This window comes from Burkholderia sp. LMU1-1-1.1 (assembly GCF_040675865.1).
Taxonomy (GTDB): domain Bacteria; phylum Pseudomonadota; class Gammaproteobacteria; order Burkholderiales; family Burkholderiaceae_D; genus Rugamonas.
Genome location: NZ_JBEGHG010000067.1, coordinates 211550 through 232608 on the forward strand (window position 1 = coordinate 211550; position 21059 = coordinate 232608).

Annotated in this window: 17 protein-coding genes; 5 read left to right on the top strand and 12 right to left on the bottom strand. The window is 65.7% G+C overall.

The window, feature by feature from the left end:
* Positions 1-109 precede the first annotated feature (109 nt).
* The gene (locus MRBLMU1_RS28565; protein ID WP_363509189.1) at positions 110-1288 is read left to right on the top strand and encodes a branched-chain amino acid ABC transporter substrate-binding protein; all 1179 of its coding nucleotides are present in this window, start codon (positions 110-112) and stop codon (positions 1286-1288) included.
* A gap of 160 nt (positions 1289-1448) precedes the next feature.
* Here MRBLMU1_RS28565 and MRBLMU1_RS28570 read toward each other — a convergent pair whose 3' ends face one another.
* A complete protein-coding gene (locus MRBLMU1_RS28570) occupies positions 1449-3731 on the bottom strand; it encodes a TonB-dependent receptor domain-containing protein (RefSeq protein WP_363509192.1) in 2283 nt (760 codons plus the stop codon).
* Positions 3732-4042: 311 nt separating this feature from the next.
* Here MRBLMU1_RS28570 and MRBLMU1_RS28575 point away from each other — a divergent pair, with 311 nt between their 5' ends.
* The 4 genes from MRBLMU1_RS28575 (at position 4043) to MRBLMU1_RS28590 (ending at position 8113) form a co-directional block, all read left to right on the top strand.
* Positions 4043-4432 (top strand): OsmC family protein, encoded by a 390-nt coding sequence (locus MRBLMU1_RS28575; protein ID WP_363509195.1) that lies wholly within the window; start codon positions 4043-4045, stop codon positions 4430-4432.
* A 144-nt stretch (positions 4433-4576) separates the two neighbouring features.
* Positions 4577-5008 (top strand): post-PEP-CTERM-1 domain-containing protein, encoded by a 432-nt coding sequence (locus MRBLMU1_RS28580; RefSeq protein ID WP_363509198.1) that lies wholly within the window; start codon positions 4577-4579, stop codon positions 5006-5008.
* Positions 4998-6410, top strand: a complete 1413-nt coding sequence (locus MRBLMU1_RS28585) for a PA domain-containing protein (RefSeq protein ID WP_363509201.1) — start codon at positions 4998-5000, stop codon at positions 6408-6410. The genes MRBLMU1_RS28580 and MRBLMU1_RS28585 overlap by 11 nt, the downstream gene beginning before the upstream one ends.
* Positions 6411-6532: 122 nt before the next feature.
* Positions 6533-8113 (top strand): RecQ family ATP-dependent DNA helicase, encoded by a 1581-nt coding sequence (locus tag MRBLMU1_RS28590; RefSeq protein ID WP_363509204.1) that lies wholly within the window; start codon positions 6533-6535, stop codon positions 8111-8113.
* On the opposite strand, the gene MRBLMU1_RS28595 is transcribed toward MRBLMU1_RS28590, so the two are convergent.
* The 11 genes from MRBLMU1_RS28595 to hmpA form a co-directional block, all read right to left on the bottom strand.
* Positions 8079-9245, bottom strand: coding sequence for an esterase-like activity of phytase family protein (locus MRBLMU1_RS28595; protein ID WP_363509207.1), 1167 nt, complete (start codon positions 9243-9245; stop codon positions 8079-8081). The two genes, MRBLMU1_RS28590 and MRBLMU1_RS28595, sit on opposite strands and share 35 nt — an antisense overlap.
* Positions 9246-9292: 47 nt before the next feature.
* Positions 9293-10786: a DUF3526 domain-containing protein gene (locus tag MRBLMU1_RS28600; RefSeq protein WP_363509210.1), complete on the bottom strand. Its 1494-nt coding sequence runs from the start codon at positions 10784-10786 to the stop codon at positions 9293-9295.
* The gene (locus MRBLMU1_RS28605; RefSeq protein WP_363509213.1) at positions 10783-12294 is read right to left on the bottom strand and encodes a DUF3526 domain-containing protein; all 1512 of its coding nucleotides are present in this window, start codon (positions 12292-12294) and stop codon (positions 10783-10785) included. Before MRBLMU1_RS28605 ends, MRBLMU1_RS28600 begins: the two co-directional genes overlap by 4 nt.
* Positions 12242-12946, bottom strand: coding sequence for an ABC transporter ATP-binding protein (locus tag MRBLMU1_RS28610; protein ID WP_363509216.1), 705 nt, complete (start codon positions 12944-12946; stop codon positions 12242-12244). The genes MRBLMU1_RS28605 and MRBLMU1_RS28610 overlap by 53 nt, the downstream gene beginning before the upstream one ends.
* 19 nt (positions 12947-12965) lie before the next feature.
* Positions 12966-15260 (bottom strand): TonB-dependent receptor, encoded by a 2295-nt coding sequence (locus MRBLMU1_RS28615; protein ID WP_363509219.1) that lies wholly within the window; start codon positions 15258-15260, stop codon positions 12966-12968.
* A 21-nt stretch (positions 15261-15281) separates the two neighbouring features.
* A complete protein-coding gene (locus tag MRBLMU1_RS28620) occupies positions 15282-16553 on the bottom strand; it encodes a GTP-binding protein (protein ID WP_363509222.1) in 1272 nt (423 codons plus the stop codon).
* Positions 16554-16670: 117 nt separating this feature from the next.
* Positions 16671-17102 (bottom strand): Fur family transcriptional regulator, encoded by a 432-nt coding sequence (locus MRBLMU1_RS28625; RefSeq protein ID WP_363509225.1) that lies wholly within the window; start codon positions 17100-17102, stop codon positions 16671-16673.
* A gap of 60 nt (positions 17103-17162) precedes the next feature.
* The gene (locus MRBLMU1_RS28630) at positions 17163-17903 is read right to left on the bottom strand and encodes an ABC transporter ATP-binding protein (protein ID WP_363509228.1); all 741 of its coding nucleotides are present in this window, start codon (positions 17901-17903) and stop codon (positions 17163-17165) included.
* Positions 17900-18772, bottom strand: a complete 873-nt coding sequence (locus MRBLMU1_RS28635; protein WP_363509231.1) for an ABC transporter permease — start codon at positions 18770-18772, stop codon at positions 17900-17902. The genes MRBLMU1_RS28630 and MRBLMU1_RS28635 overlap by 4 nt, the downstream gene beginning before the upstream one ends.
* Before the next feature lie 13 nt (positions 18773-18785).
* On the bottom strand, positions 18786-19778 hold the full coding sequence (locus MRBLMU1_RS28640) for an aliphatic sulfonate ABC transporter substrate-binding protein (protein ID WP_363509234.1): 993 nt from the start codon (positions 19776-19778) through the stop codon (positions 18786-18788).
* Positions 19779-19871: 93 nt separating this feature from the next.
* Positions 19872-21053: an NO-inducible flavohemoprotein gene (gene hmpA / locus MRBLMU1_RS28645; protein ID WP_363509237.1), complete on the bottom strand. Its 1182-nt coding sequence runs from the start codon at positions 21051-21053 to the stop codon at positions 19872-19874.
* Positions 21054-21059 lie beyond the last annotated feature (6 nt).

The window sequence follows — 21059 nt, forward strand, 5'->3', positions numbered from 1 at the left end:
GGCAAATGTTTCGATTGATTATTTTACTTCAGTTATACCAGTAGCAACGCACGGAATGCAGAGTCTGGTAGCGGATGGTATCCTTGCCAAGTTAACCACTGAGGATTGTATGAAGTTCCCAACAAAAGCAACCGTAGTAAAAACAACGACGATCGCCGGCGCCATCGCGCTGGCCCTGGCCTCTGGCGCGCCCGCCGCGCGGGCCGAGGACATCATTAAAATCGGCCATGTGGCGGCCACCTCGGGTCCGATCGCCCACCTGGGCAAGGACAACGAAAACGGCGCCCGCATGGCGGTCGATGAGCTCAACGCCAAGGGCGTGGTCATCGGCGGCAAGAAGTACAAGATCGTGCTGCAGGCGGAGGACGACGCCGCCGATCCGAAGCAGGCCACGGCCGCCGCGCAAAAACTGGTCGATGCCAGGGTGCAGGGCGTGATCGGGCACGAGACGTCCGGCACCTCGATCCCCGCTTCGCGGATTTACTACGACGCCGGCATCCCACAGATATCGCCGTCGGCCAGCAATCCGCAGTACACGCGCCAGCGTTACAACACCACCTTCCGCAATGTCGCCAACGACGAGCAGTTGGGCGCCGCGCTGGCCCGCTACGCCATGCAGCAGGTCAAGGCCAAGCGCATCGCCGTCATCGACGACCGCACGGCATACGGTAAGGGCCTGGCCGATGAATTCATCAAGAACGTCAAGCGTGGCGGGGCCGCATCCGGGTCCAGCATCGTGTCGACGCAGTTCACCAACGACAAGGCCACCGACTTCAGCGCCATCCTGACGGCGGTCAAGGCGACCAGGCCGGATATGATTTTCTTCGGCGGCATGGACGCCGTGGCCGGCCCGATGCTGCGCCAAATGAAGCAGCTGGCGATTCCGATCAAGTTCATGGGCGGGGATGGCATGTGCTCCGACTCGGTGCCGCGTCTGGCGGGCAACGCCATGAGCGACGGGCAGGTGATCTGCGCGGAGGCGGGCGGGGTGGAGCCGTCGCAGGAAAAGGGCATGGCCGATTTCCGTGTGGCGTACAAGAAGCGCTATGGGATCGAGGTGCAGACCTATGCGCCGTACACCTACGACGCGCTGATGACGATGGTGGCGGCGATGCGCAAGGCCGGCTCACCCGATCCGGCCAAGTATCTGCCGGAGCTGGCGAAGATCCAGTACAAGGGCGTGACCGGCAATATCGCGTTCGACGCGCGCGGTGATGTGAAGGATGGCGTGCTGACCATCTACACGTTCAAGAACGCCACGCGCGAGAAGCTGGCGGTGGTGAAGTAATCGGCACCGTGTCGCCTGAGTCACCCCGGAGATACGTGGGGCGGATTAGGCGAAGCCGTAATCGGCCATGCATGCTCCGTCGGCGGCGCATAGATGGCCGATTACGGCGTTCCGCCTAATCCGCCCTACGTGTCTTAGAACGTATCGGCCTTCCGGGGTCTTAGGCGCCTGGCGGGCCGCCGCCGGGGCCAGGTCCTCCCGGTCCGCCCGGTCCCATGCGCGGTCCGAAGCCGCCGCCTTCGCGCTCCGACGACGAGTTGCCGGGGCCGCCGAAGCGGTACGACAACCCCACATAAAACACGCGCCCGTCGAACCGCCTGGTGCTGGTCTCGCGCAGCGTGCTGCTGTTGATGATCGTTTCCATCTTGTTCTTATCCAGCACGTCGGTGACATTGGCCACCAGGCTCAGTTGCGACGTCAGCGCGTGGCGGGCGCTCAGATTGAGCGTACGGTTCGGCGAGCGGTAGCCCTGGCCCGACAAGGTTTTGCCCATCATCTGCAACGCCATCTGCATCTGCGTGGCGGCGCTGTACTGGTAGTTCAGCCGCAAACGGCCGCTCAGCGAATTGGCGGTGCGCGTGCTGTAGACGCCCGTGTCGTCCTGCGAACGCTGCTGGCTGCGCGCCAGGTTGCCGCTGGTGTTGATCGTCAGATTAGGCAGCAGCTTGCCGCTGACGGTGAATTCCAGGCCGCTCGAGTGGCTGCCTTCGCCGTTTTGCTTGGTCGTCAGCAGCACGTTGTTGGCGATGAAGTAGCGGTAGTCGACGATGGCGTCCGAATCCTCGCGGTAGTAGGCGCGCAGGTTGGTCTCCAGGCCGGCGACCTTGGTCTCGTAGCCCACCTCGAACGAATCGGTCTTGGTCGGCATCAGCCGTGGGTTACCGGCGGAGACGTTGAATTCATCGCGGTAGACCTGGTAGGGATTGAGGTCGTTGGCGCCGGGCCGGCGGATGCGGCGCGCGTAGGCGAAGCGCATATTGGCCGTGTCGTTAACCTTGTAGGTCGCGAACAGGCTCGGAATGAAGTTCACGTAGCTGTTCTTGTCTTCCGTGCCGCTGGTGATCTGGCGGATGTCCATGTCGGTGTATTCGGTGCGCAGGCCGGCCAGCGCGCCCCAGTTCTCGCTCAGGCGCATCTGGTAGGAGCCGTACAACGCCAGCACCGTCTCGTCGACTTCGAAGCGGTTGGTGCGTGCCGGGTTGACGATGGCGGCCGACGTCAGCGGATCGATATCGGTGTACAGGGTGTCGAACGTGCTTTTGGTGCTGGCCGCCTTGTAGCCGGCTTTGGCCGAGCCGCCCCACAGCGGCCGCTCGTAGTCGCCGGTGAAGTCGACCACCTTGATGGTGGTGTCGCTGTGCTGGAAGGCGCGCGTGTCGGCGAAGCCCGCCGTGGCGTAATCGTTGGCGTAGTTGCTGTCGTTGTCGTTGTCCGACGAGGACACGCGCAGGTCGATCTTCAGCGATTCGCCCGGCAGTTCGCCTTTGTGGTCGTAGCGTCCGCCCCAGCTGTAGTTCTTGCTGTCGCCTTCGCGCACGGTCGAGCGCACGTACTCGTTGGCCGGGCTGAACGCGGTGGCGCCGTTGACGTAGCGGTCGGTGCCGCGCTGGTCGTTGGTGCGGCCGTTGTACGAGGCGCTGGCGGTCAGCGTGTCGGTCTGGTTGAGGTTGTAGCTGACGGTGCCGTTGGCGCCGACCATGTCGTTGAGGCCTTTGCCGACCGACGACTGGCTGCTGTGGACGAACTGGCCGGTGGACCGGTCGAGGCGGTCGCGGCTGACTTCGGCGGTGGAGTTACGGCCGTCGTGGCGTACGTTGAGGCCGCCCTGGAAACCCCAGGCCCCCTCGTTGTAGCTGCCGTTGACGGCGCTGTTGTAGCGGCCGTCCTTGCCGGCGTTGGCGTTGACGGTGCCGAAGCCGCCCGGTTTGCGGTTGCGGCGCATCACCAGATTGAGGATGGGGCCGCCGCCGCCCTCGTTGCCGAACTGCGCGCCCGGGTTGTTGATGACCTCGACCGACTCGATATCGTCGGCGCCCATGGCCTGCAGCGCGGCGCCGCGGTTCTCGCCCTGCAGCATGGCCGACGGCTTGCCGTCGACCAGGATTTGCACATTGCTGCTGCCGCGCAAGGTGACGGTGCCGTCAGGATCGACGGCCACCGACGGCACGTTGTTGAGCGCGTCGGCGGCGGTGCCGTTGGTGCTGGAAACATCGGATTTGACGTCGTAGACCTGGCGGTCGATGCGGTTGGTCGGGCGCTCGCCGGCGACGGTGACGGACGGCACCACGGCCGCGTCCTTCGCGGGCGTGGCCGTGGTGGTGGGCTTTGCGACAGGTTTTTCGGCAGTGGTTTGGGCCAGGGCGCCGAGGGGCGCGGCCAACAGCACGCCGAGCGAGCCGCCGGTCAGGCAGTGGGACAAGAGTTTCTTTTGCTTCTTTTGCATGAGGCTGGCGGGCCGTCGGTCGGCGCCGTCTTATCTGATGTGGGAAGTCTGCTATTTTACAGAAGGCCCATGCCAATTATTGCCTTTTACAAATCTTTACCAACATGAAGCTTGCGGAAACAAGCAAAGCGTTGTTTCCCGGAGCTCGGGGGGGCAGTGCCGACATTCGGACACGGGCTGGTCCATCGAGTGCTGTTTTGGATGGGGTCGTGTCCGAATGTCGGCACTGACCCCGCTCTGTCTTTTGGCGGAGCCGAATCGTGCCGCCGGCGCGGGGCGGGCACGCTAAAATAGCGCCAAGGAGAATGATCATGGCACAAGGCGTCGCACGCATCGGCAGGGATATTTATAAGACATCGATCGAGGTCGGCGGCCACGCACTGACCGGCGACGAGCCGCCGCGCAACGGCGGCGCCAACGCCGGGCCGGCGCCGTATGACTTCATTCTGGCCGGACTCGGCTCGTGCACGGCGATCACCTTGCGCATGTACGCCGACCGCAAGCAGTGGCCGATGGAGGCGGTCGACGTGGCCCTGCACCTGGCGCCGGCAGCCGACGGCGCCTTACAGATCAAGCGCGTGCTGACCTTCCAAGGCCCGCTCGACGCCGATCAAAAAGCCCGCCTGGCCGAAATCGCCGAGAAGACCCCCGTGACGCTGACGCTCAAAGGCGGCGTGCGTATCGATACCAGCGTCGCCTGACGTCCCGTCCACCTATTGAACTAGATCAGGAAATCCGTCCGGCCTGAAGTGGAACCAAGTCGAGCTGTGCCGCGTCTAACTGTGGCAAGTTGAACCATACCCATGGTTTTTGTTCGATTCGATGTTCTTACCAAAGGGCTTGATATGAACCTGACTAAACTTCTGGCGGGACTGGTCGGCGTCGCCGCCGGTTCCAGTGCCATCGCCTCGCCGCCAGCCGCCAACGGCGTCATGGAATTTCCCAATGTAAGTGTTGTCGCGCAGGCGCCGCGAGAGACGGCGCGAACCGTGCCGGAGCCGGCGCGAGCGGCGCCGCAAGCCGATGGCATGATGGCCTATAAGGACCCGGTGACCGGCAAGCTGACCGCGCCGACACCGCAGCAGGCGACCGCGTTGACCGGCCCGCCCCGTGGCGCCATGCCCGCACCGTCGATCACCCTGCCGCCGCATGGAGGCATCGCCGTCATGCTGGATGAGCGGCATGAGCGCTACGCCCGCGCGCGCAAGGACGCCGACGGCAAGCTCAGCGAAACATGCGAACCGGAAAGCACGGTGGGAGAACATCATGAGAAATAAACTGATCGCCATGTGCGCCACGCTGGCCATGCTGTTCTCTTCCGCCAGTTGGGCGGCCGCCACCATCGTCATCGTCAACGGCGACCCCGCCGGCGTCGGGTTCAACGACCCCAGGCCGGTGGCGCCCGTCGGCGGCAACACCGGCACCACACTCGGGGCGCAGCGCATCAACGCCTTCCAGGCCGCCGCCAGCATCTGGGGTTCGACGCTCGACAGCGTCGAGCCGATCCGCGTGCTGGCGACGTGGCCGGCGTTGAATTGCAGCGATAACTCCGCCGTATTGGGTTCCGCCGGCGCATTGCAGGTGTTCGCGAATTTCCCCGGCGCGCCGCAAACCAACGCCTGGTACGGCGAGGCCGAGACCAACAGGCTGATCGGGTTCGACGCCGACCCGGAGATGCCCGAGATCCGCGCCCGCTTCAACGTCAATCTGGGCGAGCCGGGTTGCCTTACCGGTGCGCCTTTCTATCTGGGGCTGGACAACAACCACGGCCCGTACATCGATCTGGTGTCGGTGCTGCTGCACGAGTTCGCGCACGGCCTGGGCTTCCAGACCTACACCGACGACGCCACCGGCGAGCTGCTGGCCGGCATCCCCAGCATCTGGGACTATTTCCTGCTGGATACCGCGACCAACAAGCTGTGGAAGGACATGACCGACGCGGAGCGCGCCGCGTCGGCCCGGCGCGCCGGCCGGCTGGTCTGGAACGGCCCCATCGTGACCGAGGCGGCGCAGATCGTGTTGCGTCCGGGCACGCCGGTGCTGACGGTCCTGTCGCCGTCCCGCGTGGCCGGCATCCAGCGGGTCGGCGTGGCGGAATTCGGGCCACCGCTGGGCAGTCCCGGCGTGACCGGCGAGGTGATGCCGGTCATCGATACGCCGCCCAATGCCGGCCTGGCATGCACGCCGTTGTCGGAGCCCAACGCCCGCGCCGTCCAGGGCAAGATCGCGCTGATCGACCGCGGCGTGTGTACGTTCGTGACGAAGGTCAAGAACGTGCAGAACGCCGGCGCCATCGGCGTCATCATCGTCGACAACGCGCCCGGATCGCCGCCGCCGGACCTGGGCGGCAGCGATCCGACCATCGTTATTCCGGCGGTGCGGATTTCGCTGGAGGATGGCACCGCGCTGAAGGCGGTGCTGGCGACGCGGTCGCGGGCCAGTTCGGGCCTGATCGCCAACCTTGGCGTCAATCTGGCGGTGCGCGCCGGAACCGATCTGGCGGGCAGGGTGCTGATGTACGCGACCGATCCCAATCTGCCCGGATCGTCCGTGTCGCATTACGACACCAGCGCCATCCCCAACCAGTTGATGGAGCCGTCGATCAACGACGACCTGTCGCACGAGGTCAGGCCGCCGCGCGATTTGACGTATCCGTTGCTCAGGGACATAGGCTGGTAACCGGGCGCCGCGACGCCAGCACACCGCCCCGGCCAACACGCGCGGGCGGTGTGCTGGCGTACATACCGGAACGGCGTCCTTGTCTAATCTTTCTCCAGTCCCGCTGAATAGAAAGAATGTCCATGGCCGCCCCCAAGAACAAGCAAATCAACGACCTTCTGCGTAAGGTCTTCGGCATCGAAGCGCTGCGCGACGGCCAGCGACATGTCATCGACAGCGTGCTGGCCGGCCAGGACACGCTGGCCGTCATGCCCACCGGCAGCGGCAAGTCGCTGTGCTACCAGCTGCCGGCGCGCCTGCTGAAGGGCGTGACGGTGGTGGTGTCGCCGCTGATTTCGCTGATGAAGGACCAAGCCGAGAAGCTGGAGGAGGCGGGCATCGCCAGCGCCGCCCAGATCAACAGCAGCCTGTCGCGCGGCGACGAACTCGCCGCGCTGGAGGGCATCGAAAGCGCCGACAAGGACATCGTCTTCTGTACCCCGGAACGGCTGGTGACGCCGGAATTCCTGGCGCTGCTGAAGAACAGCGAGATCGCACTGATGGTCATCGACGAGGCCCATTGCATCTCGCAGTGGGGTCACGATTTCCGTCCGGCCTACCTGGAGATCGGCGCCGCGCTCAATGCGCTGGGGCGTCCCCCGGTGCTGGCGCTGACCGCGACTGCCACCGACGGCGTGATCGCCGACATCCGCGCCCAATTGGGCAGGCCGCGCATGGCGGTCGTCAACACCGGCATCTACCGCCCCAATCTGCATTACCGCGTGCGCCAGGTGACCAATCCCGGCGAAAAGGACGCGCAGGCGCTGCGACTGGTGCGCGAGACCGCCGGCGTGGGCATTATCTACGCCGCCACCGTCAAGGCGGCGGAGGAAATGTACGAAATGCTGCGCAACGCCGGCGAGAGCGTGACGCTCTATCACGGCAAGTTGAAGGCGGCCGAGCGCAGCGAAAACCAGAATCTGTTCATGAGCGGGGAGCGGCGCGTGATGGTGGCGACCAACGCCTTCGGCATGGGCATCGACAAGAGCGACACGCGCTTTGTCATCCACCTGCAGGTGCCCGCAAACCTGGAGGCCTACTATCAGGAGTCCGGCCGCGCCGGGCGCGATGGCCTCGATGCGGAGTGCACGCTGCTGTACTACCACGCGGACAAGCGGCTGCAGCAGTTCTTCCTGATCAAACACTACCCATCGGCCGAGGAACTGAGAGCGGTGTACGAGGCGGCGGTGGCGTCTGGACAGATGACCTTCACCGAGGCGGACCTGAAACCCCGCCTGGAGCAGCTGCCCGCGAGCCAGCTGAAGATCTGCCTGAAGATGCTCAAGGACGGCAAGCTGCTGAAGCGGAACAGCAAGCTGGCCTACCTGTTGGCGAAACAGCCGAAGGGACCACCCAAGATGGCGGAGTTCGAGCGCATGGCGCAAGTCTACGTGGACAAGCATGAGCGCGACCGGGAGGGGCTGGAGCAGATGGTGGGGTATGCGCAGAGCGGCTACTGCCGCTGGAAGCTGCTGCTCGATTACTTCGGCGACCTGTCGCCGGGCTTCGAGCGGTGCTGCAAGTGCGACAACTGCCTGTCGCCGCCGTCGATACAAGACGGCGGGCCGCTGCTGGCGGTCGACAGCGATCCTACGCCGCCGATACCGCCGCTCCCGGCGCAGTTGAACACTACGGGATCAGCTCAAACAGCAGCAGTTGGGTGACCTGGTCCTTGCCGAAGTTGTCGTCCGAGATCAGCACCAGGCTGGCGTGGCCGTTCGCCAGCACCGGACCTAGCGAGATGCCTTCCAGGTTGTCCACCCGTGGCAGCGGGAGCTGGTTCACGTCCAGCACCAGGCGCTTTTTCAGTAGCGTGTAGGTGGCGCCGTCGAGCGTGGCCAGGTTCTGGATATCGCTGGCGCCATCGGTGGTGATCTCGTAGATGCGGACGAAATCTTGATAGGTGCCATCGTCGGCCTGGACGCCCGAACGTTCCATCACCAGCACCCGGGTGTCGCTGAGGGCGAGTATTTCGGAAATGCCGTTGTCGGCGAACTTGCCCTTGCCCGGGGAGGCGGGAATCGCATCGAGCGGGTAGGCGAATTGTCCGAGCACCTTGCCGTCGCGGTCGAAGTGCGTGATGCGGTTGACGGCGCCGGTGCGCGGGTCCGGCAACGCGCCATCCTGGATCATCGGCCCCTCCATCGACACCCACAGCGAATTGCCGTTTGGCGCAAAACTCAACCCCTCGAAGCTCTGGTTGTTGCGCGGTCCTGACTTGCCGTCGGCCGGGACGCTGAACATGGCCGGCAAGGGCAGCTCCGACAGGAAGGCGCCATCGGCTTTGGCGCGGCGCACGAACGGCGGCAGGCCGGCGGGCACGTCGCCTTCGCTGGTGTACCAGATCGTGCCGTCGCGCGGATCGACGCGGATCGACTCCAGGTCGGGCACCACGCCGCCATGCCGCTTGAAGTTTTCCTTCGACGGATAGGCTTTCCCGTCCGGCTGCAGCAGCGTCACGACGCTGGTCAGTTCGACGGATTTGAACGATTTTTCGTCGTACGCGAGCCGGCCGCGATAGTAGCGCGCCGGATTGTGCTCCGAGCGGTCGTCGGAGATCATCACCCAGTCGCCACGGGCGGCGTCGTAGTCGATGCCGGACAGGCCGCCCACCATCGTGCCATGGAACTGCACCCGCCACGGCAGCCGCTGCTCGCCGATGAAGCGCATCGAGGAGACGGTATCGGGCGTGGTTTTAGCCGTCGGCAGCTGGGCGCAGCCGCCCAATGCCAGAAGCAGGGAGAGCGCCCCGGCGAGGTTCCGGCGGGACCGGTGCGATAAATTCTTAACCTTCATATTCTCTTGTCGTGAGCAGCAAACCCAGCAGTATAACGGAGCCGAGGCTACCCCCGCCGAATGCGCATCATCAGGGCGGCCGCGAGGGCCAGCAGCACGGCGATCCACAGCGGCAGCGCCGCCAGTCGCGGCGGACCGGAAGGCGCCTGCGCCAACGCCGTGGAGGCGCTGAAGCGCGGTACCTGGTCGAAGTCGCGGAAGCCGTAGCCGCCAAGGCAGGTGGCGGGGCAGGGCTTGCGCTCGTCGCCCAGCGCCGCCAGCTGGATCGCGCTTTGAAAGTAGTCGCGCAGCCGCATCTGGTGGCGCTGGACCTCCGCCATGAATCGCCGATGGCGCTCGCCGTCGTTGCCGGCGATGTCCGACAGCGTTTGATACACCAGCGTCACCGGACTGAATATGATGGTATGTTCGAACAGCTCTTGCTGGCGCATCCTCGCCTGTTCAAACTGGCGGTCGACACCGGCCATGACGCGTTCGAGTTCCTGGGCGCGCTGCAGCCGCGAAACGCTGGACGACACCTTGGAGAGCGGCGTGACGGACGGCTTCCATTCCGGATGGCTGTCGTAAAAGCGCGCCAGGCTACCCAGTTTGTCGGCGTTGACCTGGTCGCCGGCGTCGCGCAGCGCCTGAACATAGCGCTCCCGCACCGGCACCGGCGCCCCCATTTGGATCGCGGCCGTCATCGCGCCCGGCAGCAGCACCGCCAGCATCAACCACGCGCCGAAGCCGGCGAAAGCGGCTGTCATGCGGTTGCCGCACACGGCGCAGATCACGATGGTGACCGCCGCCCAGAACATCGAATACAGCAGCACCACGCCGGCCCACGACGCCAGGGCCGCCATGCCGGCGCCATCGGCCAGTATGATGCCGGCGGCGAGCGCCGCGACGCCGACGGTCAGCACCAGCACCATGCTGGCGGCCAGCGCGCGCGCCGTCACCTGCGCCGCCAGCATGCGGCCCAGGCGCACACCTTGCAACTGCAAGGCGCGCAGGCGGTGGCTCTCGCGGTCCTGCGTCAGCACGGAGGTGCATAGCGCGAGAAGGATCAACGGCCACAGATAGACCACGAAGAACATCAGATCGAAACGGCCGACGGCCAGGCGCCCCGGATGTTCGATCTCCAGCGCGGTGCGCGCCAGTTCCATCGATTCCGCGCGCACGCGGACGTAGGCCGGCAAAAGGTCGGCCTGGCCTATCGCCAGCGCGGCGCCGGGGAGCACCGGCTTGCCGGCGAAGCCGACATGCGCGCGGAAGGCGTAGCCGCGCACGTCGACCGGCGTCTTGTACCATTGCAGGGCGCTGAATTCGGGCGCCGCCGGATCGGCGAAGTAGCGACGCGCCAGCGCGTTGGCTTCGGCGCGCGCCGCGACTTCCTGGGCGGCCGCGTCGGCCACCGCCCGCCGCTGGTCGCGTTCAAAGCGCGCGCCTTCGAACAGGCCGAATCCCGCCAGCGCCAGGGCGACCAGCATCAGGGCGATGGTACCGCGCTCGCGCAACTGGCTGCGCAAGTCGTAGGCGATCAATGTGAACATCTGTTTCATTGTAAGTTTCCGCTACGTAGATGGCGCAAGCCGGCGCCGCACAGCAGCAGGCTTGCGGTGAAGAGGGCGAGCAGGGGCAGGCCCTGGCGCAGCGCCAGCGCCTTCAGGTCGAGCGCCTCGAAAGTGAATTTGAATGGCGGTATCCTGTCCCATAGCGCCTGGTCGCCGTCGTGGCGGACGCCGTCTTGCTCCGGGTGATCGGTGATCGCCTGGTTCAATACCTGCTGCATGCGGCGCCGCTGCTGCTCGGCGCCATCGATGAACTGCAGATGGTGGTGGGTGTCGCTGCCGGCCGCCGCGCTGGACAGCCCGGCCATCGCGACCGCCGGCGACAGCCATCCGGCCAGCGCCGAGGCGTCGCTTTGGCGCCGCATCGCGTCGAACAGGCGGCCATAATGTTGGTCGAAAATGCGGTCGCCATGCTGCTCGCCGCGTTGCAGGCTGATGCCGGCCCAGTTGACCGGCAGGTCCTTGACGTCCTTGACGCCGTATTCGCGCAGCAGTTGCTGCTTGTCGCGCTCCGCCTGTTCGGGATCGTCCGGCATGCCGAGCGCCGCGTCCAGGCTGGCGCGGAACTGCTGCATGGTGGGCAGCGGCGCCGCCATCCGCGACAGCTCCACCGCCACGCGCGGAACCACCAGCGTGGTCGCGGCCCACAACCCGATCAGCACCGCCAGGCTTGCGCGCAGTGTGGGCGCGCGCGCCGACACCGCCGCGATCAATGCGGCCCAGGTGCACAGGTAGACCAGGTAGCCGGCGCCGAACAGCAATGCGCGCGGCAAGCCGTCGCTGAACGGACTGCGCGCCTGCAGCGTCCATTCCAGCACGCCGACCGCGATGCAGGCCGGGAGGACCAGCACCATCGCCAGGCAAAGCAGCACCGCGCCGCGTGCCAGCGCCAGGGCGCCGAGAGGTGCGGCGTTGATGCGCAGCGCGGCCAGCGTGCCGCGCTCGCGCTCCGCCGCGAACATGCCGAAGCCGAGAAAGATCATCGCCATCGGCGCCAGCACCTGCAGTACGAAGGCTGGGTTCAGCCGGAATTGGCGGGTCACCCCCGGTTCGTCGTTGGCGGGACGGTACACCAGTTCATTCTGTTTGTGCGCCTCCAGCCATACGCTGGCGCCGACGTAGTGTTCGACGCCCGGGTCGAGCGCGGCCAGCGCCGACAGCGGCTTGAAGACGTAGACGCCGTAATGGGCCGCCGAGTGCGGGTATTTTTTTCCCTGTTGCGACCAGCGCTGTTGCTCCGCCTGCTGGGCGATGGCGCGGCCTTCCAGCGTGGCGCGCAGCTCCATCGAGGACAGCAGCGCCGCACACGCGGCCAGCGCGAGTCCGACGCCGACCACCAGCCATACGCGCCAGTCGCGCCGGCGCTCGCGCCAGTCGGCCTGCCAGGCGCCGTGCAGCGCCCGCAGCCACCGGCGCCAGTCCGGCACGCCGTCCCGGTCGCGCGCCTCAGGCGCGGCCGGCGAGGATGCCAAGGTAGTTGCGTTCGAGTTCGCCTGCATTCAAATCTCCCAATTTCCATTCACCGGCCAGACGGCCTCCCACCAGCATGCCGCAGCGGTCCGCCAGCTCCTGCGCGCGAAACAGATCGTGCGTCGCCATCAGGACGGCGGCGCCGCCGTCGGCCAGCGCCCGCACCAGTTCACCGAAGGTCACGCTGGCCTCCGGATCGAGACCGGAGGTCGGCTCGTCGAGCACCAGGACCTGCGCCCCTTTGGCAAGCGCCATCACGATGCCGACTTTTTGACGCATGCCTTTCGAATAGCCGGAGGCCATGCGGTGCCACGCGTGCTCCGGCAGCCCGGCGCGGTCCAGTAGCGCCTCGATCTCGTCGCGGCGCGGCTTTCGGCCCAACAGGCGCATAAAGAATTCGACGTTCTCGACGCCGGTGAGGCGTTCGTAGAGCGCGACGTTCTCCGCGATGTAGGCGGCATGCCGGACCGCAGAGCGCGCCGGTGGCAGGTTGGAACCGGCCAGACGGATGCTGCCGGCGTCGGCGTCGACGAATCCCAGCAGACAGCCGATGGTGGTGGATTTTCCGGCGCCGTTGGGCCCGAGCAGCGCGTAGATCTCGCCCCCTTGCACGTGCAGGTCGAGGCCATCGACCACGGTCCTGCCCTCGTAGCTTTTGCTTAGTTTTTCAATATGTATCATCCGTGCTCCTCGAAGTATCCTAGAAGGCGTAACGCATTTCGGCGAACAAGGTGCGGCCCGGGTAGGGATGCATCTGGTAGGCGTGATCGTTATTGAGGTTGTCGATGCCGACGGCCAGTTCGGTGCCGCCGACGGGCTTGAACAGCAGTCGCATATCCACCTGGCTGACGCGTGAGATGGCGCCGTAGACATCGGTGTTGTAGTCGGAGTTGTTCATCTCGTTGAATTGGCGGCCGGAATAGCGGTAGGTCGCGGAGGCGCTCCATTTGACGCCGGGAGCGTAGGTCAGGGTGGTGGCGCCGCGCACACGCGGCACGCGGGTCCAGTTCTTGCCCACGGAGGGCTGATAATTGGCGTTTTCCAGTATCGTCGATTTGCCGAAGGCGATGTTGGCATCCGCGCTGAGCCCCCGCACGCCCAGTTGCTCGATTTGCGCCACCAGCTCCAGCCCGCGCGTGCGCACCCGGCCCACGTTCTGCACATTGGTCACGTTGGGGAAAACGTTCAGATTGAGCTGGCTCCAGATGGCGTCCCGCACGTCGTCCTGGAACAGCGAGGCGCGCAGGGTGCCGAAGGACTGGCGCTGTTCGGCCATCAGCTCGATCGCGTTGGAGCGTTCCGGCTTCAGATTTGGATCGTTGACGACGATGGCGCTGCCCACCGCCGTGCCCTGGAACAGCTCCGCGACGGTGGCGAAGCGCGTGCCACGACCGGCCGACAGGCGCAGGGTGGTATCGGCCGTCGCGTCCCATCCCAGCGACAACTTGGGCGACCAGGCCTGGTCGCTGCGGCCCGGGTAGTTTTGGGCAGCGCCGGGGATGCGTTGCGCGCCGTTTTTGGCTTCCCAGGATTCGGCGCGCAGGCCGAACGTGGCCTGCCATTGCGGCGCGAAGCGCCACGCGTCCTGGGCGTACAGCGCCACGATGCGGGTCTCTCCGCCGATGAACTGCGTTTCGGGCCCGTCTGCGTTGCGCCAGTCCGCCGTGGCGCGGGTGCTTTGTTTGAGCTTGTAGTCGTCGGCGTGCAGACCGAAGGTCAGCGCGTGGGCGCCGGCGCTCCCCGGGGAATAGGTGGTCTGCAGATCGAGCGAATTGAAGCCGCTGCCGTCCCGTATCACCGCGTTGCCGGCGCCGCCGCTTGCGGCGAACGGATCGGCGCTGCCGGCGTTGCGCTGCACGTCCGTCAGGATGCGGTAGGCGCTGGCCGATACGCTGGCGTTCCAGCCGGCGCCGTCGCGGGTCTTGACCGTCACGCCGGTCTGCGCGTGGCGCTCATCGCGCGTGTACGGGGCGAAGGCGGCAACCGGGATCACAAAGACATTGGCCCCATCGCCGACCCGCCCGGACCAGATGGTGTTGCCGGCGGCGTCACGCAGGAAGCTTTGGTTGCGCGTCACGCTTTCGTTGCTCCACCAGGCGACGAAGCCCTCGGCGCTCACGGTGCGATTGAAGTCGTAGCCGAAGCTGGCCTTGACGGTGTTCTGCTTCGTGTGGTCGATGGCGCCGGTGTTGGCGCCGAAAATCGCCCGTGTCGTGCCGAACGGACCGGTGTCGTAGCGGATGCCGGTGACCGGGGTCGCGGCGCCGGCGCCGCTTGGCGCCGCGAAGACGCCGGCGGCGTTGGCGGTCGCCGTGTAGTAGCCCATGGGCTGGCTGGTCGAGTCCTGGTGGTTGACCATCAGCTTGTACCACAGGCCCGACGCCAGCCTGTCGCCGATCAGCGCCGAACCCTGGTAGTTGCGGTAGTGGTCCTTGAGGCCGTACTGGTCGAAGGACTGGTCCTGCGCCGCCACCCGCACAGAGCCCTCGAATCTGGTCGGACGGCTGGTGGTGACGGTGATCGTGGTGCCGATGGAGTTGCCGGGATAGAGCGCCGAGAAGGGGCCGTACAGCACATCGACCCTCGTCATTTCCTCCGGCGCGATCATGTTCCAGCGGGGCGCGTCGAAGCGGCCGAGGAAGTTCGACAGCAGGTAGCCGTCCATCGTCACCAGCGCGCGCGGCGCTTGCGTGGTCGAGAAACTGCGTCCCCCGACCAGCGCGTTGCGGTCGCCGCTATAGCGTTTGCGGATGGTCATGCTGGGCATATTGCGCAGCGCGTCCTCGGGATTGAAGATGTTCTGCTGCTGGCGCAGTTCTTCCTGGGTCTTGGTGACGCTGGTGGTCGGCAGGTCGGGATCGAGCGTGCCGCGCGCGCTGTTGATAGTCACCGTCGGCATGACGGCGTCGGCCAAGGTGTCCTCCGCGTAGGCGCAGGAACCGGTGGAAAGGGCGAGCGAAATGGCCGCTGCCAGCGGCCGTATTGTTGTTTTCATTGAGCGGGAGGGTAAAAGGAATCAGGCGTGCGCGGGTTCAGCTTGTTCTTCGTCTTCGCGGCTCCAGTCCGGGAAGGGATCGCGGTAGCCGCGCCACGTCGCCATGCCGGCGGCGAATTCGACGTCGGTCAGCACGCAGGCGTTGAAGGCGGCTTCGATCGCCGCGCGGTCCATGCCGCGGCCGATGAACACCAACTCGTTGAGGCGGTCGCCGTACGGTTCCTCCCAGATCGCATCGATCGCCTGCCGGTCCGGATCGCCGGGCGACGGCCATTGCGCCTTGTCGCTGGCGGCCCACCATTGTCCGACCGGTTCCACGGCTGCGATGCGGCCGGCGCGCGAATAGGCGACCGCCCAATCGGGGCGGCTGGCGAGCCAGATGTAGCCCTTGGCGCGGATCAGGCCTGGCAGCGCCTCGTCGAGGAAGCTGTTGAAGCGGTCCGGATGCAGCGGCTTGCGGTAACGCAGCACGAAGCTGTCGATGCCGTATTCCTCGGTCTCCGGCATGTGATCGCCGGCCAGTTCGCGCGCCCAGCCGGCCATCCGGCTGGCCTGTTCCAGGTCGAATTTGCCGGTGCCCAGTATCGTATGCAGAGGCACGTTGCCTTTTTCGGCATGGACGATGGTGGCCGTTGGATTGAGCGCCTTGACGACGGCGCGCACCTCGGCCAGCTGCGCGGGGCTGACCAGGTCCGATTTGCTGACGACGATCACGTTGGCGAATTCGATCTGTTCGGACAGCAGCGCCGCCAAGGTGCGGTCGTCGCCTTCGCCGGCGCTCTCGCCGCGCTGGGCCAGGAAATCGGTGCTGTGGTAGTCCTTCAGCAGGTTGAACGCGTCGACCACGGTGACCATCGTATCGATGCGGGAGACGTGGTTCAGCGAGTCGCCGTTTTCGTCTTCAAAGTCGAAGGTCGCCGCCACCGGCATCGGTTCGCCGACGCCGGTCGATTCGATCAGCAGATAGTCGAAGCGGTTTTCGGCGGCCAGCTTGCGCACCTCCAGCAGCAGATCCTCGCGCAGGGTGCAGCAGATGCAGCCGTTGCTCATCTCGACCATTTTCTCCTCGGTGCGGGATAGCGCGGCGCCGGCGTTCTGCGCGCCCTTGCGCAGCAGGGACGCGTCGATATTCACCTCGCTCATGTCGTTGACGATCACCGCCACGCGCAGACCCTCGCGGTTGGCCAGCACGTGATTGAGCAGGGTGGTTTTGCCGGCGCCGAGGAAGCCGGAAAGCACGGTGACGGGAAGCCGATAGTCCGGATGGGCGGAGGGATGCGAAGCGATAGGCATGGGGACGACTCACTGAAAGGGCGCGGACGCGCAGGATTTATTAATGCAATTGAGTTGCATCATAAGTCCGTTTGCCCGTTAATGCAACTATGTTGCGTTAACTATTTTGTCGTCTTGTTACTTTTTCGGTGCGCAGTGCGGGCAGGTGCCCTTGATCAGGAAGTCGATTTCCTGGCTTTGGAAGCCTTCCGGCAGCTTGATTTTGCGGGGCAGGGCGACATCGGTGAAGCACGTCACTTCTTCGCATTTGGTGCACTGGAAGTGCGCGTGCTCGTGCGAATGGTTGCCCGCGCCGGCGCTGAAGCGCCATACCTGGTCGGCGCCGGCGATGCGGTGCACCAGTTCATTTTCGGTCAGCCATTCGAGCACGCGGTACAGCGTGACCGAATCGAGCGCCTCGTCCGACAGATGGTCCTGGATTTCATGGTGGGTCAGCGACTTTCCCTGGCCCAGCAAGAAGTCGAGCACCGTCACACGCTGCCGCGTGACGCGCGCGCCGGTGGCGCGTATCAGCGTTTCTGCCTGGTCTGTGGTGGAGGTTTGCATCATGAACGGGATTTTACCAGTTCTGACAACGCGCCGCACATCCGGCGCAAGTGGACTTTTTGATCAGATGGCGTGCACCGCGTGCAATCGATCGATAATCGACGACTTCAACGCGGCCACCGCGACATCGCCGCGCCCGCGCGGTCGCGGCGGCGGATGAAACTCCGTCACGGCCGGCGACCCCACGCCGTCGAGCAGAATAATCCTGTCGCTCAGATACAGCGCCTCGTCGATATCGTGCGTCACCAGCAGCACGGTCAGTTCGCGCTGGCGGGCCACCTTGAGCAGCAGATCCTGCAGCTTCATGCGCGTAAAGGCGTCGACGGCGGAAAACGGCTCGTCGAGCAGCAATACCCTTGGATGGCTGAATAGCCCGCGCGCGATCGCGGCCCGTTGCGCCTGGCCGCCGGACAGATGTTTTGGCAGCGACAGCGCTTGCTCCTGCAAGCCAACCTCGGTCAACAGGCGGGCGGACAGTTTTTGGGCGGCGGCGTCGTTGTCGCTGTCGAAAGCGACGTTTTGCGCCACCGTCAGCCAGGGAAACAGGCGCGGCTCCTGAAAGATGAAGCCGATATCGCGGTGCACGCCATCGAGCGGCTGGCCATGCAGCTTGATCCCTCCTTGAAAATCCCGATCAAGGCCGGAGGCGATCGACAGCAGGCTGCTTTTGCCGCAACCGCTGGCGCCGATCAGGCTGACCACTTCTCCTTGCCGCAGGGCGATGTCGACGTCGCGCAGCACCGCGCGGGCGCCATAGCGCTTCTCGGCGATGCGTATATCCAGTGCGGGGCTGACGTGCTTCATGCGCCACCCGTGCTGGAAAAGCTGTCGCGCCAGGCCAAGCCGCGCCGTTCGATGGCCGCCATCAGGCTATCGCTGATTTTCCCCAGTATCGCCAGCAGCACGATCGCCGCCAGAACGATGTCCGCGCGGCTGGTTTCACGCCCGTCGGACAGCAGGTAGCCCAGGCCCTGGCTGGCGGCGATCAGTTCCGCCGCCACCATGAACATCCACGCCAGGCTTAATCCGTTGCGCAGCCCTGTGAGTATGGACGGCATGGCGGCCGGCAGCAGCACGCGCCGTGTCAACGCGACACCGCGCAGGCGGTACAGGCGCGCCACTTCGATCAGTTTGCGGTCCACGCCGCGTATGCCGGACGACACCCCCATGTAGACGGGGAAGAAGGCGCCGATGGCGATCAGCACCACCTTGGGCGCCTCGTCGATGCCCAGCCACAGGAGCAGCAGCGGCACCCAGGCCAGCGAAGGAATGGCGCGCAGCGCCTGGAATGTCGGATCGAGTATCGCTTCGGCGCGCCGATTCAGGCCGACGGCGGCGCCCAGCAGCACCGCCAGCGCGGCGCCGATGCCGAAACCCGCCGCCACGCGCAAGGTGCTGGCGCCGATGTGGCCCAGCAGTCCGCGCGCGCCGAGATCGGCCAGGGTTTCCAGTATCTGGGTCGGGGCGGGCAGCAGGTTGGACGGAATCCAGCCGGCGCGCGCGCCCACTTCCGCGCCGATCAGCACCGCCGATGGCAGCAATAGGCCAAGCAGGCCGCGCGAAATGTGGCGCGGGCGACGTTCGCGAGGGGAGGGCGCCGCCGCTGGCGGCGCGGCCACCGCGCCAGGGCCCTCAAAATCGGATTGCGCGCGCGCCGCCAGTTGACTGCTCATAACCGGAGCGCTCCTAGACGCGGGCGATGAAAGGCTGGGCGAAGCGCGTGTCGACCAGATCGAGTATGGTGCGGTTCAGGTCCGTGCCGCTCTTGACCAGCGCCTCGTCGCGCAGGATGGGCGCGGCGACCTGCAAGGCCTTCACATGTTCGCTACCCGGCTGCGGGTTGGTGAAATCCGTGCGCAGCTTGATTTGCAGTAGCGCCACCGGCAGCGACACCTTGGCTTCCTCCGACAGTATCTTGGCCGCTTCCGACGGATTGGCCCTTATCCACGCGCGCGCCTTTTCGTAGGCCTTGATCACGCGGCCTACCTCCGCCGGATGCGTGGCCAGGAAGTCTTCGCGCACGTTGAGAAATCCGTAGGTGTTGAAGGCGACGTTGCGGTAGATAAGGCGCGAGCCGCTCTCCAGTTCACTGGCTGCCATGTGCGGGTCGAGCCCCGCCCACGCATCGACCTTGCCTTGCTCCAGCGCCGCGCGGCCGTCCGCGTGTTGCAGGCCGACGTGTTCGATATCGCTGCGTTTCAGTCCCGCCGTCTGCAAGGAGCGCAGCAAGAACAGATAGGGATCGGTGCCCTTGGTGGCGGCGATCTTTTTACCCTTCAGATCCGCCAGCGTGCGCAGGTTCGAATCCTTGCGCACCACCAGCGCCGTCCACTCCGGACGGGAGAATATATAGGGTGTTTTGATGGGATTGCCGTTGGCCTTGGCCAGCAACGCGGCCAGGCCCGCGCTGGAGCCGATGTCGATGCTGTTGGCGTTCAGGTATTCGAGCGCGCGGTTGCTGCCGGCGCTCAGTACCCAGCGCACGCTGGTGCCGTCGGCCTTGAATTCGTCTTCGAGCCAGCCGAAGCGGCGCAGCACCAGGCTGGCCGGCGAATAATAGGCGTAGTCCAGGCGCAGCTCCTTGAGCGGCGCGGCGCCGAACACCAGCGGCGAGACACCGCCAAGGGAGGCAAGGGCGGCGCCATTGGCCGCCAGCTTTAATACAGTCCTGCGCTTCATGGTTTCCTTCGGATAGGCGTGATGCAAGCAGTATTGCATCGGCGCCTTCCGTCGTACACGAAGATATCCGGCTTTACATATCCGGAAAACGCATCAGGCCAGCGCCTCGGCCGGGCCGAAGAACTCGTAGTGCGTCTGCGCCTGCGGCACGCCCAATTCCAGCAGATGCGATTTGACGGCCTTCATGAACGGCGTCGGTCCGAGGAAATAGGCGTCGACGTCGCGCGTCGCCGGCAGCCATTCTCCGAGCTGTTGCCGATTCAAGTAGCCGGTGGCATGCGGTTGCGGGCCGGTGTCGCTGGCGGTTTCGTAGCAGTAGAAACGCTGAAGCTGGGGATGTTCGCTCGCCAAGGCGTCGATCTGGTCGCGGAAGGCGTGTACGCCGGCGTGGCGCGCCGCGTGGATGAAGTGGATGGCGCGGCCGGTGGACAGGGCCGCCGTCAGCATCGCCAGCGTCGGCGTGATGCCGACGCCGCCGCTGATCAGCACCAGCGGCTTGTCGCCGTCTCTCAGCGTGAATTCGCCCGACGGCGGGAACAGCTGGATGCTGTCGCCGACGTTGACTTGATCGTGCAGGAAGTTCGATACCGCGCCACCGGCCTCGCGCTTGACGCTGATGCGGTAGCTGGCGCCATTGGCGGCCGCCGACAGCGAGTACTGGCGGCGCGCCTCCTCGCCGCCGATGTTGACGCACATGCCGATGTACTGGCCCGGCTTGTGGACGACGACGGCGCGGCCGTCGGCCGGCTCCAGCACGAAGGAAGTGATCTCGTCGCTTTCGGCCTTTTTGGAGGCGACCTTGAATTCGCGGGAGCCGCTCCAGCCGCCCGGCGCGCGGGCGTTTTCGTCGTAGACGTTTTGTTCGGCGCCGGCCAGGATGTCGGCCAGTTGGCCATAGGCGGCCGCCCAGGCGTCGATCACGGCGTCGGTCGCGGTTTCGGCGCCGAGCACTTCGCGGATCGCCTTGAGCAGCGACGCCCCCACCAGCGGATAGTGTTCGCGCTGGATTTGCAGCGAGACGTGCTTGTTGACGATGGTCGACACCAGCGGTCCGAGTTGTTCGAGGCGATCGATATTGCGCGCATACATCAGCACCGCGTTGGCCAGGGCGCGCTGCTGGTTGCCGTCCTGTTGGTTGGCCTGGTTGAAAAACGGCTTCACATGCGGGAAGTCGCGGAACAGCGTCAGGTAGAAATGGCGCGTCAGCGCTTCGCCACCCTGTTCCAGGATGGGTACGGTCGCGGTGATGATGGCTTTTTGTTCTGCGCTCAGCATGGTGGT

Coding starts and splice junctions, on each gene's coding strand:
- MRBLMU1_RS28565 (WP_363509189.1), top strand. CDS start 110: ATGAAGTTCCCAACAAAAGCAACCGTAGTAAAAACAACGACGATCGCC.
- MRBLMU1_RS28570 (WP_363509192.1), bottom strand. CDS start 3,731: ATGCAAAAGAAGCAAAAGAAACTCTTGTCCCACTGCCTGACCGGCGGC.
- MRBLMU1_RS28575 (WP_363509195.1), top strand. CDS start 4,043: ATGGCACAAGGCGTCGCACGCATCGGCAGGGATATTTATAAGACATCG.
- MRBLMU1_RS28580 (WP_363509198.1), top strand. CDS start 4,577: ATGAACCTGACTAAACTTCTGGCGGGACTGGTCGGCGTCGCCGCCGGT.
- MRBLMU1_RS28585 (WP_363509201.1), top strand. CDS start 4,998: ATGAGAAATAAACTGATCGCCATGTGCGCCACGCTGGCCATGCTGTTC.
- MRBLMU1_RS28590 (WP_363509204.1), top strand. CDS start 6,533: ATGGCCGCCCCCAAGAACAAGCAAATCAACGACCTTCTGCGTAAGGTC.
- MRBLMU1_RS28595 (WP_363509207.1), bottom strand. CDS start 9,245: ATGAAGGTTAAGAATTTATCGCACCGGTCCCGCCGGAACCTCGCCGGG.
- MRBLMU1_RS28600 (WP_363509210.1), bottom strand. CDS start 10,786: ATGAAACAGATGTTCACATTGATCGCCTACGACTTGCGCAGCCAGTTG.
- MRBLMU1_RS28605 (WP_363509213.1), bottom strand. CDS start 12,294: ATGCAGGCGAACTCGAACGCAACTACCTTGGCATCCTCGCCGGCCGCG.
- MRBLMU1_RS28610 (WP_363509216.1), bottom strand. CDS start 12,946: ATGATACATATTGAAAAACTAAGCAAAAGCTACGAGGGCAGGACCGTG.
- MRBLMU1_RS28615 (WP_363509219.1), bottom strand. CDS start 15,260: ATGAAAACAACAATACGGCCGCTGGCAGCGGCCATTTCGCTCGCCCTT.
- MRBLMU1_RS28620 (WP_363509222.1), bottom strand. CDS start 16,553: ATGCCTATCGCTTCGCATCCCTCCGCCCATCCGGACTATCGGCTTCCC.
- MRBLMU1_RS28625 (WP_363509225.1), bottom strand. CDS start 17,102: ATGATGCAAACCTCCACCACAGACCAGGCAGAAACGCTGATACGCGCC.
- MRBLMU1_RS28630 (WP_363509228.1), bottom strand. CDS start 17,903: ATGAAGCACGTCAGCCCCGCACTGGATATACGCATCGCCGAGAAGCGC.
- MRBLMU1_RS28635 (WP_363509231.1), bottom strand. CDS start 18,772: ATGAGCAGTCAACTGGCGGCGCGCGCGCAATCCGATTTTGAGGGCCCT.
- MRBLMU1_RS28640 (WP_363509234.1), bottom strand. CDS start 19,778: ATGAAGCGCAGGACTGTATTAAAGCTGGCGGCCAATGGCGCCGCCCTT.
- hmpA (WP_363509237.1), bottom strand. CDS start 21,053: ATGCTGAGCGCAGAACAAAAAGCCATCATCACCGCGACCGTACCCATC.